Source organism: Paenibacillus amylolyticus, from assembly GCF_047302515.1.
In the GTDB taxonomy this organism is placed as follows: Bacteria; Bacillota; Bacilli; order Paenibacillales; family Paenibacillaceae; genus Paenibacillus; species Paenibacillus amylolyticus_G.
In genome coordinates this window covers 3,874,184-3,891,862 of sequence record NZ_CP168019.1, presented here as the reverse complement: position 1 = coordinate 3,891,862, position 17,679 = coordinate 3,874,184, and the positions used below count along the sequence as shown (strand labels likewise).

At 45.5% G+C, this 17,679-nt stretch carries 20 protein-coding genes; 14 read left to right on the top strand and 6 right to left on the bottom strand.

Features of this window, described 5'->3' with window-relative positions; translation table 11 throughout:
* The first annotated feature begins 12 nt into the window (after positions 1-12).
* The 8 genes from ACDJ59_RS16710 to ACDJ59_RS16675 all read left to right on the top strand — a co-directional run bounded on the left by ACDJ59_RS16710 (position 13) and on the right by ACDJ59_RS16675 (position 8,248).
* Positions 13-1,281, top strand: coding sequence for a sulfotransferase family protein (locus ACDJ59_RS16710; RefSeq protein WP_413404278.1), 1,269 nt, complete (start codon positions 13-15; stop codon positions 1,279-1,281).
* On the top strand, positions 1,278-3,209 hold the full coding sequence (locus ACDJ59_RS16705) for an asparagine synthase-related protein (protein ID WP_413404276.1): 1,932 nt from the start codon (positions 1,278-1,280) through the stop codon (positions 3,207-3,209). The genes ACDJ59_RS16710 and ACDJ59_RS16705 overlap by 4 nt, the downstream gene beginning before the upstream one ends.
* A 29-nt stretch (positions 3,210-3,238) precedes the next feature.
* Entirely contained in the window at positions 3,239-3,376 is a 138-nt protein-coding gene (locus ACDJ59_RS16700) for a paeninodin family lasso peptide (RefSeq protein ID WP_017689562.1), read from the top strand.
* A gap of 138 nt (positions 3,377-3,514) precedes the next feature.
* Positions 3,515-4,462, top strand: a complete 948-nt coding sequence (locus ACDJ59_RS16695; RefSeq protein WP_413404274.1) for an aldolase — start codon at positions 3,515-3,517, stop codon at positions 4,460-4,462.
* The gene (locus tag ACDJ59_RS16690) at positions 4,459-4,758 is read left to right on the top strand and encodes a lasso peptide biosynthesis PqqD family chaperone (RefSeq protein WP_017689560.1); all 300 of its coding nucleotides are present in this window, start codon (positions 4,459-4,461) and stop codon (positions 4,756-4,758) included. The genes ACDJ59_RS16695 and ACDJ59_RS16690 overlap by 4 nt, the downstream gene beginning before the upstream one ends.
* A 4-nt stretch (positions 4,759-4,762) precedes the next feature.
* Positions 4,763-5,245 carry a lasso peptide biosynthesis B2 protein gene (locus ACDJ59_RS16685; RefSeq protein WP_017689559.1) on the top strand — a complete coding sequence of 161 codons (483 nt, stop codon included), beginning with the start codon at positions 4,763-4,765 and terminating at the stop codon, positions 5,243-5,245.
* A 52-nt stretch (positions 5,246-5,297) separates the two neighbouring features.
* The gene (locus tag ACDJ59_RS16680; RefSeq protein ID WP_413409842.1) at positions 5,298-6,431 is read left to right on the top strand and encodes a nucleotidyltransferase family protein; all 1,134 of its coding nucleotides are present in this window, start codon (positions 5,298-5,300) and stop codon (positions 6,429-6,431) included.
* Positions 6,431-8,248, top strand: a complete 1,818-nt coding sequence (locus tag ACDJ59_RS16675) for an ABC transporter ATP-binding protein (protein ID WP_413409841.1) — start codon at positions 6,431-6,433, stop codon at positions 8,246-8,248. Before ACDJ59_RS16680 ends, ACDJ59_RS16675 begins: the two co-directional genes overlap by 1 nt.
* A gap of 160 nt (positions 8,249-8,408) precedes the next feature.
* On the opposite strand, the gene cysC is transcribed toward ACDJ59_RS16675, so the two are convergent.
* A complete protein-coding gene (gene cysC, locus ACDJ59_RS16670) occupies positions 8,409-9,047 on the bottom strand; it encodes an adenylyl-sulfate kinase (RefSeq protein ID WP_413404271.1) in 639 nt (212 codons plus the stop codon).
* A gap of 207 nt (positions 9,048-9,254) precedes the next feature.
* Between cysC and ACDJ59_RS16665 the strand changes: the two genes are divergently transcribed.
* Positions 9,255-9,662 (top strand): hypothetical protein, encoded by a 408-nt coding sequence (locus ACDJ59_RS16665; protein WP_413404269.1) that lies wholly within the window; start codon positions 9,255-9,257, stop codon positions 9,660-9,662.
* Positions 9,663-9,924: 262 nt separating this feature from the next.
* Positions 9,925-10,704 carry a delta-lactam-biosynthetic de-N-acetylase gene (gene pdaA / locus ACDJ59_RS16660; RefSeq protein ID WP_074094344.1) on the top strand — a complete coding sequence of 260 codons (780 nt, stop codon included), beginning with the start codon at positions 9,925-9,927 and terminating at the stop codon, positions 10,702-10,704.
* Positions 10,705-10,898: 194 nt separating this feature from the next.
* Here the strand turns inward: pdaA and ACDJ59_RS16655 are convergent, their stop codons facing one another.
* Entirely contained in the window at positions 10,899-11,747 is an 849-nt protein-coding gene (locus ACDJ59_RS16655; protein ID WP_413404266.1) for a DegV family protein, read from the bottom strand.
* 105 nt (positions 11,748-11,852) lie between these two features.
* Positions 11,853-12,323, bottom strand: a complete 471-nt coding sequence (locus ACDJ59_RS16650; RefSeq protein WP_413404264.1) for a hypothetical protein — start codon at positions 12,321-12,323, stop codon at positions 11,853-11,855.
* A 332-nt stretch (positions 12,324-12,655) separates the two neighbouring features.
* Between ACDJ59_RS16650 and ACDJ59_RS16645 the strand changes: the two genes are divergently transcribed.
* Positions 12,656-13,042: a DUF423 domain-containing protein gene (locus ACDJ59_RS16645; protein ID WP_091032639.1), complete on the top strand. Its 387-nt coding sequence runs from the start codon at positions 12,656-12,658 to the stop codon at positions 13,040-13,042.
* Positions 13,043-13,166: 124 nt separating this feature from the next.
* On the opposite strand, the gene ACDJ59_RS16640 is transcribed toward ACDJ59_RS16645, so the two are convergent.
* Entirely contained in the window at positions 13,167-13,739 is a 573-nt protein-coding gene (locus ACDJ59_RS16640; RefSeq protein WP_091014625.1) for a hypothetical protein, read from the bottom strand.
* 455 nt (positions 13,740-14,194) lie between these two features.
* Here ACDJ59_RS16640 and ACDJ59_RS16635 point away from each other — a divergent pair, with 455 nt between their 5' ends.
* Complete coding sequence (locus ACDJ59_RS16635; protein ID WP_413404262.1) at positions 14,195-14,464, top strand: hypothetical protein; 270 nt, start codon at positions 14,195-14,197, stop codon at positions 14,462-14,464.
* A 200-nt stretch (positions 14,465-14,664) separates the two neighbouring features.
* Here the strand turns inward: ACDJ59_RS16635 and ACDJ59_RS16630 are convergent, their stop codons facing one another.
* On the bottom strand, positions 14,665-15,189 hold the full coding sequence (locus ACDJ59_RS16630; RefSeq protein WP_413404261.1) for a hypothetical protein: 525 nt from the start codon (positions 15,187-15,189) through the stop codon (positions 14,665-14,667).
* Between the two features lie 137 nt (positions 15,190-15,326).
* Here ACDJ59_RS16630 and ACDJ59_RS16625 point away from each other — a divergent pair, with 137 nt between their 5' ends.
* Together ACDJ59_RS16625 and ACDJ59_RS16620 are read left to right on the top strand one after the other, a co-directional pair.
* The gene (locus ACDJ59_RS16625; RefSeq protein WP_341006611.1) at positions 15,327-15,932 is read left to right on the top strand and encodes a hypothetical protein; all 606 of its coding nucleotides are present in this window, start codon (positions 15,327-15,329) and stop codon (positions 15,930-15,932) included.
* A 222-nt stretch (positions 15,933-16,154) separates the two neighbouring features.
* Positions 16,155-16,457, top strand: a complete 303-nt coding sequence (locus tag ACDJ59_RS16620; RefSeq protein WP_017689545.1) for a YunC family protein — start codon at positions 16,155-16,157, stop codon at positions 16,455-16,457.
* A 139-nt stretch (positions 16,458-16,596) separates the two neighbouring features.
* Here the strand turns inward: ACDJ59_RS16620 and mtnA are convergent, their stop codons facing one another.
* A complete protein-coding gene (gene mtnA, locus ACDJ59_RS16615; RefSeq protein ID WP_413404259.1) occupies positions 16,597-17,670 on the bottom strand; it encodes an S-methyl-5-thioribose-1-phosphate isomerase in 1,074 nt (357 codons plus the stop codon).
* Positions 17,671-17,679: the final 9 nt, after the last annotated feature.

Genomic DNA, 17,679 nt, shown 5'->3' with positions numbered 1-17,679 from the left:
GAGAGGCTGCCATTGATCGATGCTCAAGGTAACGGACTTGTTTTCTTACTATGTGTTCCCCGCAGTGGTAGTTCCTTATCCACCGTAATGCTGCAAAATCATAGTCGTATATTTGCCACCCAGGAAATGTGGTTTCTGATGAATCTTGTCGATTTACCCAAGGCTGATTCACGTGCTTACGGTGGCAGCTCCATCATGCGCCAGTTCTACAATGCCATGGTATCTGAGGATGTCTTCGAGAAGGCGTGCAGAAGTTTTGCTCTTGAAATCTACAATGGATTCCTGGAGGGGAGCGGAGCAGACTTCATCGTTGATAAATCTCCACGGTACTATTACATGCTGGAATGGCTGGATCGTCTGTTCCCTCAGTCCAAGCGTATTCATCTCCAGCGTAATCCTCTGGCCGTAGCTGCATCATTCAAAAAGGTAAACCGCCACACAGGAGAAGGATTCGATCTGATTCATAGTCTGCAGAGCCCCAAATTAAATATGAAATCCGTAGATCTCACACTTGGGATGCTCCGCTTGAATGATTATTTTGCCAAACCCCATTCCAATGCGTATGAATTGCAATATGAACGATTGGTTTCCAATCCTCAGGAAGAACTTGAGAAACTATGCGCGTTTCTGGGAATTCGATATGAACAGGGAATGGAGCAGTATGGACAGTTTCTGGACAGTGCCAAGTCTGACATGTTCTACAGTATGGGCGTGGGTGATCCTTTCCTCTCTTCGCATCAAGAGGCACATCAGGGTTCTGTTAACAACTGGAAAAACATATTAGAACCACATGAAGTTGAACTGTATTGCCGTGTAATGGGGGCAGATCTGTTCCACCGGATGGGATACAGTGAACAGCTGGCAGAAGCCGAACAATGGACGGGTGTACATTATGATGCAAGTCCGGATCAAGAGGTCATCGACCGAATCACGCATCAGTTGACAGCAGCGACCGGTTGCCAGTGGCAACCACAATACCGAATGCAGCCAGCAGATTCTGTCGTTCATGATCCGCTTGGGAATCTTAATGACCAAGTTGTCGAAGAACCGGAAAAGACAGACCCGACGCTAGCTGCACTGGTAACGATCAGGCAGCTTCAGGCCGCACTACGGGCGGCAGATCATCGTCTGGAACGGGGTTACAGTGAGCGAGAACGCTTGAAAGTCCAGCTGGCTTCTGCTCAAAGCAAAATACAGCGTATCAAATCATGGGTACCATTTGGTCATCAGATCAGCGCCTGGGCTTCACAGCGCAAGATTCTACGGGGAGGCAAGTCATGAGCGCCATAGCAGGAATTGTTCACAACGATGGTCAGCAGGCGCTATGGGAAGACAGCTGGCGTCTGTACGCAAGCCTGGGGCATGTCCCTGCGGATACAACAGGGGTGTGGAAAGGCAATGAGGCGTTCCTCAGCTGTCATGCCCAATGGATTACACCGGAATCGGTTAGCGAGAAGTTGCCTTTATATGATGAGGAAAGTGGTCTGACCATCACGGCAGATGCGATTCTGGATAACCGCGAACAACTGGCAGATCAATTACAGATATCCAGAGCTGAACTGGCTATGTTGGCGGATAGTGAATTGATCTTGCGTGCCTATCAGCGCTGGGGAGACGATGTAGCCGTCCGATTGCTGGGGGATTTTGTATTCGCGATATGGGATGAGCGGAATCGCAAACTGTATGCAGCTAGAGATATTACAGGCATGAGAGCTTTTTATTACCGACATGATGGTTCACGTTTTGCTTTCTGCACACTCATGAATCCATTGCTCGGGCTTGAAGGGGTACATAAAGAACTTGATGAGACCTGGCTGTCCGAATTCCTCGCCATTCCTGACATGCATGATTCAGCAGATATCAATTCGACCGTATATCGGGGAATAAGCCAGCTGCCTTCTGCACATACACTTGTCTTCCGGGATGGGAGACTGGAGCTGAAGCAATATCATCGCTGGAATGAAGTCGAACCTCTAAAGCTGAAATCCGATGGTGAGTATGTAGAAGCGTTTCGAGAGGTCTTTGGGCAGGCGGTTGGATCACGACTACGAACTCACAGGCAGGTGGCTGCTGCATTAAGTGGAGGACTGGACTCGGGAGCCGTGGTTGGTTTTGCTTCCGGAACACTGAGAAGTCAGGGCAAACGGCTGCAGGCCTACAGTTATGTTCCCGTGCCGGATTTCACGGATTACACGTCGAAAACGTTGCTCGCAGACGAACGGCCCTTCATACGTTCCACGATTAATCATGTGGGCAATATCACAGAGAACTATCTGGATTTTGAAGGCAGAAGTCCACTTAGTGAAGTAGATACCTGGCTCGACATTATGGAAATGCCCTACAAATACTTTGAAAATTCATTCTGGATTCGCGGATTTTATGAAAAAGCGAGCCAGCAAGATGCAGGCATCCTGCTCACAGGCGCACGTGGTAATTTCACCATCTCCTGGGGGCCGGCTCTGGATTATTACGCCAGTCTACTGAAAAGTGGCCGCTGGTACCGCTGGTTCCGTGAGATGCAGCAGTATAGTGAACGGACCGGCATGCCCTTCTCCCGTATAGCCAAGATCACCGGGAAAAAGGCATATCCGGAATGGTTCAAGGCTCAGTCCAAAGGAGCAAGCCAGGCCGCGTCCGTGCAGTTGATCCATCCTGATTTTGCTCAAAGAACAGGTGTACTGGAAAGACTCAAATCCATTATTGTTCTGCAGGGCGGTGCCCAGGCGGATGCACTCAAAGTCCGTGCCGAGAAATTCAATAATCTGGCCATAGCGAACAAAAACGGTGCAGTAGCCACAAAATGTTCTCTCCGTTATCGGGCTTGGGAACGTGACCCGACCAGTGACGTCAGAGTCATTCGATTCTGCCTATCTGTACCGATTGAACAATATGTGAAACACGGGACGGATCGTTCATTGATTCGCCGGGCAACTTCACCGGAGTTGCCTGACAAGGTCAGACTGAATCAGCGGGTAAGGGGTGTACAGCCGGCGGATTGGCTGCATCGCATCATTCCGAATTGGGATGCCTTTACGGCCGAGTTGCGTGCCTTGTGTTCTGATAGCAAGGTCGCCGGCATATTAAACACGGAGCGCATCAGATCTGCCCTGGCGAATTTTCCAAGTCCTAGACCAGAGTTAGCTTCTCACCCGGATTTACGGTTGATGATGCATAGTCTGATTGTCTATCGGTTCATTCGGAAATTCTGAATGAGGGCACATGAAAGGAGGTGAATACGATGCAAATGGAAAAAAAGGAATGGCAAGCACCAGCTCTTGAAGTGTTGGAAGTCAATCAAACGATGGCCGGTACTGGCTACAGACAAATTGACTGGGTAACGGTTCACGATGCGGATCTGTACGATCCAACTTCCTAAGTTATTAAGTTTTATGAAGTGTCATCATACTTAAAGGGCGGAAATGCAACAAATCCAGCTTTTCGCCTCCGCCCTTATATTGAGCAACATGAATATAAGGGCTTTTTTTACATTTTATTACGAAGGAGGCGTCGTTCATTGTTGCCTGTGCATTATGTGGCGTATGGTCTGCGCTGGTCGAGCCAAATTCGAATGCCTGAACTACAGATCGCACCCAAGGATGCGGAGACTGATTTTGATGTCGTGGATGTGCACATCGAGTCTTCAGATCTGTCCCCATTGTGGGAGGATTGGGATGTAGGCAACGACAACTTTGTGGCACGAGAGGGCAGTCTTTTTTTCAAAATCGAAGATACAGGTCTGTTTCTAATGGAACAAGGAAAGCGCATTGTTGTATCTCCCATACCGGGTGCAGATGAGAAAAAGGTCAGATTATTCATCCTGGGCACCTGTATGGCGGTCATTATGATGCAGCGTGGCATTCTTCCTTTGCATGGTAGTGCAGTTGTTATTGATGGGTGGGCTTACGCATTTGTCGGACATTCGGGGGCAGGCAAATCGACACTGTCGGCCGCACTGGCATCACGCGGATATCCACTTCTCACCGATGATGTTGTTGCACTAACCTGGGATGCGGGGGGAAGAGCCATCGTATCACCTGGTTACCCGCAACAGAAGTTATGGCAGCCCAGTCTGGATGGTTTCGGCATGAAGGAACAGGATTATGCAACGGTTCACGCGGAGATTACGAAGTATGCGATTCCTGTTCAGCACTATTTTCATGAGATGGCTGTGCCACTAGGTGGTATATTCGAACTTGCTCCACAACCGGAGGCAAACCATACATCTGTTCAACTGGTTGAAGTGACGGGGCTAGAACGACTGCATCTGTTATGCTCGCATACGTTCCGTGGTGGACTCGTTGCAAGACAGGGGCTGGCACAGTGGTTGTTTGAGACGGCTTCAAGACTTTCAGCAAGTGTGGAGATTGGCAGATTGGTCAGAACGGGTGCTGAATTTACAGCATTTGGGATGGTGGATCGGATCACAGATCATATACGTAAAGGAGTGCATACAGGACAATGACAGCGACTACGCCGATGAATGTGGAAGACCGGGTAACCCGGAAGGAAGGCAATCTGGTCAGTGATATGGGCAGTGAGAAAGTCATGATGAGCATTAGCTCTGGAAAATACTATAATCTCGGGAGTACCGGTGGACGAATCTGGGACCTGATCGCAGAAGAACGCACGCTGGGTGAAGTTGTGGAGGTACTTGCTGCGGAGTATGAGATTGAGCCAGATGTATGTCGTGAGCAGGTGGTGCAATTCCTGGAACATCTGTCCCGTGAAGGTTTAATCGACGTTACTCGCGGAGTCTAGAATGATGTTGCGAAAAATAAAGGCTTATCTCTCGCTCCCGCGGTCGATGCGTCGACTGGTATGGGAGGCCTATATCCTCCTTGGCTGGGCACGCATACAGAAGGCTATGCCATTCGCCAAAATCGCGCCAGGGCTGGGTACGCCTATGGTAGAAACACCGATGACAGGACTCGAACGCAGCGAGGTCATTACTATACGTAATATTTCCAAAGCGATTTCGCTCGCCAGCAAATATACGTTATGGGAAAGCCGCTGCCTTGTAATGGCGATTGCCGGGATGAAGATGCTTGAGCGACGCAAGATAGAGAGTACGTTATACATGGGGACTGCACGGAATAAGCAAGGACATATGATGGCTCATGCCTGGCTGCGAAGTGGTAAATTGATCGTGACCGGAGCTGATACTATGGACCAATATACGGTTGTCGGTGTGTTTGGCAAACGGTGTCCGGAGAAGGGATCTGGGGAGATTGTCTATGATACATGAAAGTGAACTCTATTCATCAGGGTTTCCAAAGGAGCTTAAGCTGATTTTGAGCATGATTAGAGGTGATCTGACGGCTCTATCCCCTGAAGAACTCAAGGCGGGTTTGCAAGGAACCGATTGGCAGCTTTTTCTGCGGCTTGTCTATCATCACCGCTTATACTCTGTCCTTTATTTGAAAATGAAAGAATTAAACTCTGCAATCATTCCTGCAGATGTTATGGAGAGTCTGAGACAACAATATACGGTCAATACGTTCCGCATGTTACATCTGACAGCTGAGATGGAGCAGGTTTGTGGAGCTTTTCGTGAACGCGGTATCCGCAATATTACACTAAAGGGGCCAGCACTCGCCCATGATCTCTATGGCGATGTATCGATGCGAACCTCCAAAGACCTGGATATCCTGATTCCATTTGATGATGTGGAAGCGGCTGAAGGCATTCTGGCTACCCTCGGATACGTATCCAAGGAAGGGGAGCGGGCACCTACGGTGCGCAGCTGGAAATGGCGGGAACATCATATCTGTTACACCCATCCGGTCAAACGGACTCAAGTGGAGATCCATTGGCGTCTGAATCCGGATTCGGGCAAAGAAACCGATTTTGAATTGCTGTGGAAACGCAGCCGGTTCAGTTCATACACACAGACACCTGTCCGTATGCTTGAACAAGAAGATCTATGGGCCTATCTCGTAACCCATGGTGCACGACACGGATGGTTCAGACTGCGCTGGTTACTGGATATCGACCAGATGATCCGCAACATGCCACTTGATGTGAAGAAATTAGAGAGACGTCTGAAAGCGGAGGGACGTTTATCCATTGGTTCACAGGCTCTTTATCTGGCCTCGGAGCTGCTGAACACGCCGCTGGATGTAGAGTACAGGTCCTTGATGTCCTTAAGTGACCGTACAGGTAAGCGATTAGCCAGCGAAGGCGCAAAGTTCATGAACGACATGCTGGAAAGTCCGGCTGATATGAAGTCTTATCAATCGTATTTGTTTAAACTTCGAAGTACAAAACAGAAATGGTTTTTCTTTATTGAACGTTTATATCCAAGTACATGGGATGTGGATCAACTGCCGCTTCCGCGTTCTTTGTTTTTTCTGTACTTTCCGTTACGTCCGTTTCTCTGGTTCTGGCGGCGAATTAAAAGGTATACGGTGACGGAAAGGGGTAAAGTATGATCTCGGAATTAAGGTATTTCATGCGAAAGTTGCATCATGTCACGGGGCCCATTTTATATTGGAATCTGCTAGGGATGATCTGTATCAGTCTCATGGAAGGGATCGGCATCTACATGCTTGTTCCGATGCTGAGTCTGATTGGCATATTTGAGATGGGCTCCACAGGCTTAAACATTCCCTGGATTGGCGAAGTGTTGAATCGTTTTTCTGAAAATAGCCAATTGTTACTCGTATTGTTCACCTTTGTGTTGATTGTCTCCGGACAGGCCTGGATGCAGCGTCTCCAGACGATCCGTAATACTCGAATCCAGCAGCAATTTGTACGAACGCTGCGTATGGAAACCTATGGTGCCATCATTATGGCGCAGTGGTCATTTTTTCTCCAAAAACGAAAATCCGATTTTAACCATATATTAACGACTGAACTTGCACGTGTGAGCCAAGGAACGAGCATTATGCTGCAAATGGCAGCCTCGCTGATCTTTACGGGGATACAGATTGGTCTTGCTTTCTGGTTATCCGCCAAGTTGACGGCACTTGTGCTGGTCTGTGGATTGTTATTATTTTTTGTCTTGAGAAAATTCGTCAAGCGGGCCAAGCAGATCGGAGACCAGACCTCTGAATTCTCGCAAAGTTATTATAACGGCATTACCGAGCATTTCAACGGCATTAAGGATATTAAGAGCAACATGCTTGAGCGCTCACACATGAACTGGTTTGAGCACATGTGCAGACAGATAGAACGCAATGTCATTCAGTTTAGCCAATTGAACAGTGGAACACAGCTGATACACCGGATGTCCGCGGCAATCATTATTGCGGCATTCATCTATCTTTCTCTCCGTGTAATGACAGTGCCTCCCGCAAGTCTGCTGCTCATCATCCTAATCTTTTCCCGATTATGGCCAAGATTTACGGCAATTCAGTCCAATCTGGAGTACATTAGCTCCATGCTGCCTGCATTTCGGGTAGTCAGAGAACTGCAAGCGCAGACGGCGAAGAGTCGTGAGATTAGTGAAGAGATTGCTTCGGCAGGAGACGTTGGAACTGATGAGATTCAACCTATGGAACTGAAGGAATCTATCACCTGTGAGGATGTCTGCTATCGCTATGAGGGAAGTGATACGTACTCATTGCGAAATGTGCAAGCTTCGATTCCAGCAAGGGGCATGACCGCGATTGTGGGGAAATCCGGAGCAGGCAAGAGCACGCTGATAGATCTGATTATGGGCCTTGTGAGGCCTGAAACTGGTCGTATTTTGATTGATGGTGTGCCTCTGTCAGAAGAACGATTATTGAGCTGGCGGAGTTCCATCGGATATGTCTCCCAGGACCCATTCCTGTTTCATACGAGTATTCGTGAGAATCTGCGTCTGGTTGATCCAAATGCAAGTGAAGAACAGATGTGGCAGGCTTTGCAATTTTCCTCCTCTGCAGCATTTGTACGGAAGTTGCCTCAGGGTCTGGATACGATCATTGGTGATCGGGGTATTCGTCTATCGGGGGGCGAACGTCAGCGATTGGTGCTTGCCCGGGCTATGCTGCGTAATCCTTCGGTATTGGTACTGGATGAAGCAACAAGTGCGCTGGACAGTGAGAATGAACAGTACATTCATGAGGCGTTAGAACGATTGAAAGGACATGTGACTATTATCGTGATTGCACACCGATTGTCTACGATTCGGACGGCAGATCGTGTAATTGTGCTCGATGAAGGTCGGGTGATTCAAGAGGGAGGGTACCAGCAGTTATCTACTGATCCGGTAGGGACGTTCAGCAAACTTTTGAACATGCAAGCCGGTGTTGTGGGGCAGTAAGAGGGTAGATAGCAGAAGACGTTCAAACGCGATGATAGAGCATGTGTATCTTCTTCTCTTTATTCATTTATCGTTGCTACAACCAACAATGTTATCACATAAAGAGGCGCGCCACGATGGGCGCGCCTTTCATGTAGGTGGTTCGTATATTGAGCAAGGATTAATGAACAACAGCTGTTTTCGTAGGAAGCGGCAGTTGAAGAGCGCCGATCTGCTCCAAATGGTGTACGATCTCTTGCACGGCTTCCTCAATGGACCATTGCTCTGTATCGATGATAAATGAAGGCGATTTGGGTACATCATAGGGGGCGGAAATGCCTGTGAAATGCGGGATGTCACCGTTGCGGGCTTTTTTGTATAGACCCTTGGGATCACGCCGCTCACATTCTTGGATTGAACAGCGCACATAGATTTCAATGAAATCATCTGGTTCAAATAACTGTCTGACCATCTCCCGATCCTGTTCATGAGGAGAGATAAAAGCCGAAAGTACAAATAACCCGGCATCTACCATTAACTTCGATACTTCACCAATTCGCCGCAGATTTTCTTGACGATCCCCTGCTGTAAAACCGAGATCACGATTCAGTCCATGACGTACATTATCCCCGTCCAGAACATAACAGCGTACGCCTTGATCGTAGAGATACTGCTCCAGGGCAAATGCAAGGGATGATTTTCCTGCACCTGATAACCCAGTAAACCATATGGCACGACTACGGTGCCCATTATGCTTCTCCCGGTCTTGCCTGTTGATGCTGGATGATTGCCAGGTTATATTACGCTCTTCCTTCGACATAAGTATCCCGCCTTTTCCCTACCATGATATGTATAATATTTTAACATATTTACAAGATTATAGCACCTTACAGATTTCTTCAAAATAAGCGTGAATCGACAAAATATCGGGTATAGATGTAGTACATACATAAGCATTATGCATATATCCAAGGAGTATTTTGAATCAAATGATGCAAAATGCTCACATAGCAGGAGGAACAATGTCATGAACGAAAACATACAAAACATACAAGTTGGGTTCAAATGCCCGGATTGCCAGCAGGATATCCGAGCGGAATTTATAGATGAACAGGTCAGTACGGTTCGTTGTAAAGGTTGTGACAGAGCGTATACACTTTTGAAGCCAACCATCGGTGATGAGATTCTACTGGATTGGGAGCAGGAGGCTTTGTATCACAAGCTGAGGGCAGAGCGGTCCGAACTGGATAATCACAATATGTCTGCCTTGATTATCAAAGTTATCGAGTTGCTTACATGGCGTGATCGGGGAGATGGACAGACCCGTGCCATACAGACCGTGAGGGAATGGCTTGCTTCCAGTGGCAAACCTCAGACCTTACTTGAATTGTTCCATCAATCTCCGCCACAACCTGAAAATAAACGTTTCGATTAGGGCGTGGCTGAAAACTCCGAAGGAAGCAGATTTTGCTGAAATTTCGTTCCAAGCAAGGAAGTTTTCCGCAGGCGTGCCGGGGCACGTCGAGGGAAAGTGACGCAGCAGGGGGCGAAAAGGCTGTAAAAGATGCACTTCAGCGAGTTTACAGACACGCTCTAATAATGATTTACATACATTAGCCGTTCCTGTGGCATATTACCTGAAGGTGTTCGTGTGTGCAAACGACTAACCGAATTTTTCAGGAACAGGAGCGGATAGAATGAAGCGAATGGTTCTATATATACTGTTGGGACTGTTGTCCATCAGTATGGTACCGGCACAGACTGAAGCATCACCGGTTACCGGAGCGTATCACTTTGGCTTCAAAAAAAGTCAAAACGGTCAACTGCCCTCCATTGATCAGGAAGGCTTTAAATCAATCTTACAACATAACGATGCCATTTTCCTGGGGGATACAAAACAGAAGGAGTTGTATCTCACGTTCGATAACGGGTATGAGAATGGATTCACACCTGCCATACTGGATGTTTTGCGTACCAAGAAGGTGCCAGCGGCTTTCTTTGTGACAGGTCATTATCTGAAAGATCAGCCTGAGTTGGTCAAACGTATGGCGGCTGAAGGTCATATTGTCGGTAATCATTCATGGAGTCATCCGGATATGACCCGCATCTCCAATGAAAAGCTTAGAGAGGAACTTGAGAAGGTCAAGTCGGAGGTCAATCGGCTGACCGGTCAACAAGCGACCTTTTTACGGCCACCGCGCGGGATTTTTAACAATCGTACGCTCGCAGAGAGTCATGCCCAAGGGTATGTGAATGTGTTCTGGTCTGTTGCTTATAAAGATTGGGATACCAATGTGCAGCGTGGCGCACAATATGCTCATCAACAGGTGTTGAAACAACTCCATCCGGGCGCTGTCATTTTGCTTCATTCGGTATCCAAAGATAACACGGAAGCTCTGGGTTCCATCATTGATGAGGCCCGCAAGCAAGGATACGCATTCAAAAGTCTGGATGATCTGCGGACCAAAAGTTATTGATCCATTATCATAATGAGCAATGGACCAAGCGTAGGTCATTCAAAAGTTAGCAAAACTATTAAAGGGCATCCTGAGCGATTAAGCTCGGAATGCCCTTTTTAGTTTATAACGGTATGCCAGTCCAAGTATTGGATGTACCACATACAGATCTAGAAGAAAGGATTGGGTAATACGATACGATGTAACGTGTAATACTATAAAACAGTGTTATAGATAATTCCAATTGTTTTCGGGCCGCAGTGGCTGCATACTACACAACCAGCAGTGGTTAGTTCAACTCGGGCACCCGTCTGTTCCTGCAAAGACTTCTGCAAGTCAAGCGCATCCTCTTTAGCCATGGTGTGCACAACAATCAGCAGGTCAGGATCGATCTGATCCTTCTGGCTGAGCGTATTATTCAGCATTTGTTCCAGAGCTTTCTCCCGTTTGCCGCGCACTTTATAGGCAGGTGCCATCTTGCCATCTGTTACCCGGATGACAGGACGAATCTTCAACAGGCTTCCAATCAGGTTCTGCATGCCCGAACAGCGTCCGCCTTTATGCAGATACTCCAGTGTATCGATGACAAACTCCGTGCGTACATTTGATTTCATCGCCTCAATCAGGTGTGTAATCTGAGTCAGGTTTTGCCCTTTATCAGCAGCATGTACAGCTTTCATCACCATCAGTGCAATTCCTGATGAGAGATTCTGTGAGTCAATGACCGATATTCGACCTTCCGGGAACTCGGAACTCGCTAGTCGTGCATTTTGATAGGTAGAGGAAAGTTCAGAAGATAAGCTGATATATAAAATCTCATCCCCTTGATCTATGTAAGGTTGAAATGCCGTTATGAAATCAGCGGGGGAAGGTGCAGCTGTTTTGGGAAGACGCCCATCTTTGCTAACACGTTCATATAGCTGTTCAGGTTTAATCTCAGCACCGTCTTTCAGTGATTCTTCACCGAACACGACATATAAGGGGATGATACCGATATCGTGCTGCTGGATCCATTCTGGAGCCAGATCACTTGTGCTGTCCGCAAAAATTTTGATTCGTGACATGTCAATCTCCTTTGAAAACAATGATTTTGGCAAAAAGTATAGATTATCCTTATGTGTAAACCCATTCATTTTAATTATAAGGAAACATGACGCTGATGCAAAGCGTTACATCAGCGTCATGCCTACCAAGATAAGTCCAACGAATAACAGAATCATGATCCCATTTAATATAGTTCCGATAATGGCAAAAACTTTCTTTCGATTCTTGATGACAAGACCAATAATTCCGACGATGCCTCCGGCCAGATTGAGAATCAGGCAGACCAGAATGGCTAATGAAGCTAGAACCACTGCTGGATGCAAGGCGATCTCTTCTGTCTGCAACGGGGTGAGAACTCCGATGGACTCGTTTACAGCCATGGTGGCAATAAAGAATATCAGAATATAACCCAAGATTGCAACTAATCCAATGACAAAGCTGGCGATCCCAGGTCCGGAATGTTTCAGTGGTACCATTGGTTGCCTCTCATGATCTGGAGGGTATGGTTCATACCCATTGTTATTGTATGGATCTGCATGGCCAGGATTCTGATCCGTGTTGTTATAACCTGAATTATAGGAATCGCGATTATCCATAATGTTGACTTGCCTCCCTTAATCATCGTACTGTGTGTTATTAACCTAATCGATGAGTAATGATTAGCTTCATCCCATCTTTTCGTTACTGAAAACCAATCTTTTTGAACTTGCACTTAAAATACAACGATTACATACCTGTTTACTTTTCCATAATTATCGATAAAAATCAAGGATTTACGCTTGTTTTCTACAATTAATAGGGCAGGGATAGGACTATTAAGTATAAACAGACATATGATCTTTGGAGCTCTGTCCCGACTGGTAAAGGAGGAGTGGATTCGCTACAATAATAGGAGTGAAGTGTAGTTGAATTAAGGGAGAGAACTTATATGCAACGAAGATGGATGATGCTTGGAGCTGTAATGACCATGCTGTCGGTGGCGATAGGTGCGTTTGGTGCTCACATGCTCAAGGATACGATTGGGCCGGCGGCCATAGCAACATATGAGACGGGTGTTCAATATCACATGATTCATGCATTGGGCCTGCTCATTATTGGCTTGACGGCTGGTCAGCTTGGGGCATCGACAAAACTAAAGTGGGCAGCACGTTTGTTGTTTATCGGGATTATTGTGTTCTCGGGCAGCTTGTATGTGCTTAGTATTTCTGGCATCAAGATTCTGGGTGCCATCACACCGATTGGTGGGGTAGCCTTCATTGCCGGATGGTTGTTATTGGCATTAGATGTATGGCAGCGAGGTAAGGATCGCTCCTGATCGGTCCAAACAAATCTCGGAGGGTTCAATCCTACATGAACCATTGAACTAAAAAAGCAACTTGCGTTAGAATGTCCCGTCATTCTAACGCAAGTTGCTTTTTGTTTTAATCCGATGAAGTTAGTTACAGAAACTCATCGATTTCATTGGTTCGGAAAGTATACACCTGTTTTTCATCGACATGGTAGATGCTCACAATACTGGTATCTCGATCAAAATTTAGAATACGGCAAGGAATGCTCTGATGTTTACCGTTCTTGTTATTGACAACAATACGGGTGAGTTTATTCTCTTTAATGAGTGTGTCAATCCACGCGTCAAACGAGTTTCCATCGGAAACATTGGATGTTTGGGTGGCAGGCTTTTTCTCGCTAACCGGTTTTTCTTGTTGATTCTGTGTTTTGACTGGAGCAGGTGAGGCAGGTGTCTGAGCTGCAGTGGATGCCTTCTGTGCTGCGTTGGCTTTTTTGCGTTCGTTGTGAAGTGTGACGAAAGAGTCCTTCTTGGACTGGAGTGTCGCTTCAATAATTTTGCCTAGCTCTATGCCGGATTGAATCCGAAAGTCCGCAATTTGTTCTTCATTGTTTATGAACTCCAACAGGGACTGCAGTGCCAATGCATTTGAGCGGCTCTTAATAAGTATATCGACATTAAATAAAAAGCCGATGTCCTCTTGATTGGATAAGGTTTCTTTCATTCATCCCAGCCCCGTTAAAAAGTATGTCAGCTCAAAAAAACGCTTCAATTCACTATATCATTAAAAAGGAAATTATCATAGTGCTAGAGACGCAGAAATATGCCGAAACAATTGGGTGAATATCATAAATAAACCTTATTATTCACGTCTTTTAGAAGGTGTCCACAAGACAATCCAGAATGAGGGAAACAACATTCGTGACCTGTGGAACAGGAGGTGGATCGGAAAATTTGTTGACCGATGCAGTCCATTATTGTTGGAGAGCGCGTCTTGGCATGTGCGGAGCAACTTATCGCACATCATTTTGGAGTAGAGTCGCAAAGTGCTGTTACACGTAAATAATGAACCCGTATGAGACAACATTCATCTTATGCCCACTTTAATTGTTTGTACTCTGACGTTTAACAACCGTCTTCTCGTTATTATGTTACAATATGCTCATCACACATTAAGGAATGAAGACCATGCATCAAGAGGACAGTGTAATTGAACAGATTATGAAGCAGAAAAGATTGAAGCCTATCAAGCCTGAAACTACAACAGTTCAAGTTAAACCAATACATAAAAAGAAACTAGCTCAGGAGCCATTAAGTGAATTGGATGTCCAGTTCAAAAAGTCGGTAGCTGAATCAATAGACCGCAGTGTACTTCATAGACGAGTACTGGGGATTAGAAGAGATTTAACGGAGATAAGGCGATTAAAGAATGGTGAGCATATGTTTTAAGGTAGGCCGAATTTGATTCACCTTGGGTGACACTTTATTTCGTTCTACCTGGGTATAAACTGCATTGCAGTTGTGTATATGTACTGAACATATAAGTCAGATGTTGATTGATGGAGTTGGGTGTACTCTTCCAGCTTTGGTTAAAACGTAAAGAATAAAAAAGGGGCGTCAATCATTGACGTTCCCCCAAGTATTCGTTATTAATCTTTTTTCTGAAAGTCTTCTTGTGTTACGGTAATTTTGCTTCCATCTCCAAAAGTATAAACGTAATTTTTACCTACTTTTTCAATACTTCCTTTACGCTTCTTCTCTTCTTCTTGTTTTCTTCTTTTCTTATCTATTCTAATGAAGAATGAAGCAAATATTATATGTATTACAATAAATAATGTAGTCCATTTTAAGATGCTAAGAAGTAAGCCATCGAATAGATCGTTATTGTAGGCAACTCTGTAATAATGAACTGCCATCATAAACAACCAGCCCGTGAAATTGTAAAGAAGTGAAGCATGTACCAATACTTTTTCTTCAAGTGCGGCTAAACCTGAAAGGACACCCAATAATCCAGTTATACTAATACACAAGACCATACCAAAGTTCATTGTCTCTTTTGTATAAAACCTACCTGTACCTTCAAGTGGAATTCTAATATCTGTGAAAAGTATAAACGACAACATAATCAGTACAAGTACAGTTATAAAAAAAGATACTTTATAAATCGAGTTCATATTTCCCTCCTTCCCGATTAATATCATTATCGGTTATTCAACGTATTATATGAATATTTACCTTACATCTAATCCCATAGACCCACTTCTTTTGGCATGGTATAATCATTCCATAATTTAGGAAACGAGGTCTACGTATGAAGAAGTTGGTTTTATCGTTTTTAGCTTTATTATTGTTTGTCGTTACAACTACATATGCACCCGCACCTGCAACAGCAGCTACTAAGTACGATTTTAAAAATGTCAATTGGGGCATGACAGTCAATCAGGTTAAAAAGAAAGAAAAATCAAAGATATTGGAAACAGTAAAGAGTAAAGATTTTACCTACGTAGTTTATAAAACAAAAGGATTTAGGAAGAATGCGAATCTGTATTACTTGTTTTACAAAAACAAATTAGTCCGTGCAATGTATGTATTTGACCCAAACAATACTAATGGAACTACAATGCACTTGATAGGTGAATATTTCAGTTTAAAGCGAGATCTATTTGATACATATGACAGATCTATTAACAACAGAGACATTCTTGATCGAAGCGGCAAGCGTGTCACTATGTATGATGGCGAAGAGAAAGATCTAGCTGCTGGAAAGATAAGCTACCAATGCTATTGGATAGTAGATAAGAAAAAAACACACATTAGTCTTTCCCTCTCTATCTTTGGAAACTTTTTAATTAATCGAGTAATCTACAGCGATAACACTCTGGACTTCGACATCGATAAAGTCATGGATTCTATGTAAGTATAGGTTAAGTCAGTGGAAGAGCTGCCTCATTTCTGAGGTGGCTTTTTATATTCCAAATAAGCATATTTCTAATATCTAAGTCTGCGAAGAGAATTAGCAACAATATATTTGAACTGTAAGTACCTACATTTTCTCAAACACGGCAGGTGTCCACACGACAATACAGAATGAGGCATACAATTATCGTGACCTGTGGAAGAGGAGGTGGATCGGGAAATTATGGTGACGATGGAGCCCATTGTAGTTGGAGAGCATGTATTAGTAGGGGTAGAAGTCAAGCTGCCCAAAACAACGTTGTTGACCATTAACACATCCAAAGGATATATCATGTGCGGAGCACTCGACGTGGGATTACTTAATGAGAAGCTCGGGGATCGCAAAATTATTGCAGCTCGGGCGGTTGGTGTGCGTACACTGGAGCAATTGTTGCATGCACCTATGGAGTCGGTGACAACAGAAGCCGAGGCCATGGGCATTACGGTTGGCATGACGGGTGTAGAGGCTTTGTTGAAAATGATCTAATCGCTAACAAAAGGGCTCCCCATGTGGCCTCCCATGCGGGAAGCCCTTCTTTAGCGTCTTAGCGTTCTAATACAGAGCCGGGCACATCAGTAGCCACTAACTCTATACACGAACTTTTTTCTTAAATACTCTTCATAAATTAAGCTTCTTCCTTCGCGAACAAGGCAGCCAGATTTTCTTGGAAAGGTGCGCGAACAACGCCTTTTTCCGTGATAATAGCTGTTACATATTCGTTAGGCGTTACGTCAAATGCTGGATTGTATACTTTAACACCTTGCGGCGCTGTACGTTTACCAAATCCTTCGGTCACTTCCTCCGCAGCACGTTCCTCAATCGGAATGAGGTCCCCGGATGGAGTGGACAAGTCGATAGTCGACAATGGGCTCGCTACATAGAACGGAATATTATGAGCCTTGGCAAGCACGGCCACACTGTAGGTTCCGATTTTGTTAGCTACATCGCCATTGGCAGCAACACGATCCGTTCCGACGATAACGGCTTGAATCCAGCCTTTGGACATGACCATGCCTGCCATGTTATCACAGAGCAGCGTAACGTCAATGCCGGCTTGCTGTAACTCAAATGCAGTCAGGCGTGCACCCTGAAGTACAGGACGAGTTTCGTCTGCAAATACTTTCAGGTGAATGCCACGTTCCTGTGCGAGATACATTGGAGCAGTTGCCGTACCGTATTTCGCCGTAGCCAGTCCGCCTGCGTTACAGTGAGTGAGTACACCCATACCATCTTCGAACAAAGGCAGTGCATTCTCGCCGATCATGCGGCATACTTCTTCGTCTTCTTTCTGAATCAACAGAGCTTCTACTTCAAGAGCATCATTGCCATCATCCAGGCTCAGGCCGGATTCAACGACCTCATTTGCTTTTTGCATCATGCGATCCAGTGCCCAGAAAAGGTTCACCGCTGTTGGTCGGGAAGTAGCCAGATGAGCACATATGGACTTTACGTGATCCAACCAACCTTGAACGGTTGTTCCGTCATATGATTTGGCACCCAATACAACACCAAATGCAGCAGCAATACCAATCGCCGGAGCACCGCGTACTTTCATGGAGTGGATGGATTCCCATACTTCCTCGGGTGTATACAATTTCAACATGAGGATCGTTTCGGGCAACAGACGCTGGTCAAGCATTTCAAGCTTGTCCTTTTTCCAGATGAGAGAGGACAGAGGCTGATAATCAGGGGTTGTCATGGGTAGTTC

Bases quoted from the DNA above. Each gene is read 5' to 3' on its own strand.
- ACDJ59_RS16630 (WP_413404261.1), bottom strand. From the start codon at position 15,189: ATGAACTCGATTTATAAAGTATCTTTTTTTATAACTGTACTTGTACTG.
- ACDJ59_RS16620 (WP_017689545.1), top strand. From the start codon at position 16,155: ATGGTGACGATGGAGCCCATTGTAGTTGGAGAGCATGTATTAGTAGGG.
- ACDJ59_RS16635 (WP_413404262.1), top strand. From the start codon at position 14,195: ATGAAGACCATGCATCAAGAGGACAGTGTAATTGAACAGATTATGAAG.
- ACDJ59_RS16680 (WP_413409842.1), top strand. From the start codon at position 5,298: ATGATTAGAGGTGATCTGACGGCTCTATCCCCTGAAGAACTCAAGGCG.
- ACDJ59_RS16645 (WP_091032639.1), top strand. From the start codon at position 12,656: ATGCAACGAAGATGGATGATGCTTGGAGCTGTAATGACCATGCTGTCG.
- ACDJ59_RS16690 (WP_017689560.1), top strand. From the start codon at position 4,459: ATGACAGCGACTACGCCGATGAATGTGGAAGACCGGGTAACCCGGAAG.
- pdaA (WP_074094344.1), top strand. From the start codon at position 9,925: ATGAAGCGAATGGTTCTATATATACTGTTGGGACTGTTGTCCATCAGT.
- ACDJ59_RS16700 (WP_017689562.1), top strand. From the start codon at position 3,239: ATGCAAATGGAAAAAAAGGAATGGCAAGCACCAGCTCTTGAAGTGTTG.
- ACDJ59_RS16705 (WP_413404276.1), top strand. From the start codon at position 1,278: ATGAGCGCCATAGCAGGAATTGTTCACAACGATGGTCAGCAGGCGCTA.
- ACDJ59_RS16625 (WP_341006611.1), top strand. From the start codon at position 15,327: ATGAAGAAGTTGGTTTTATCGTTTTTAGCTTTATTATTGTTTGTCGTT.
- ACDJ59_RS16650 (WP_413404264.1), bottom strand. From the start codon at position 12,323: ATGGATAATCGCGATTCCTATAATTCAGGTTATAACAACACGGATCAG.
- ACDJ59_RS16640 (WP_091014625.1), bottom strand. From the start codon at position 13,739: ATGAAAGAAACCTTATCCAATCAAGAGGACATCGGCTTTTTATTTAAT.
- mtnA (WP_413404259.1), bottom strand. From the start codon at position 17,670: ATGACAACCCCTGATTATCAGCCTCTGTCCTCTCTCATCTGGAAAAAG.
- ACDJ59_RS16655 (WP_413404266.1), bottom strand. From the start codon at position 11,747: ATGTCACGAATCAAAATTTTTGCGGACAGCACAAGTGATCTGGCTCCA.
- ACDJ59_RS16685 (WP_017689559.1), top strand. From the start codon at position 4,763: ATGTTGCGAAAAATAAAGGCTTATCTCTCGCTCCCGCGGTCGATGCGT.
- cysC (WP_413404271.1), bottom strand. From the start codon at position 9,047: ATGTCGAAGGAAGAGCGTAATATAACCTGGCAATCATCCAGCATCAAC.
- ACDJ59_RS16665 (WP_413404269.1), top strand. From the start codon at position 9,255: ATGAACGAAAACATACAAAACATACAAGTTGGGTTCAAATGCCCGGAT.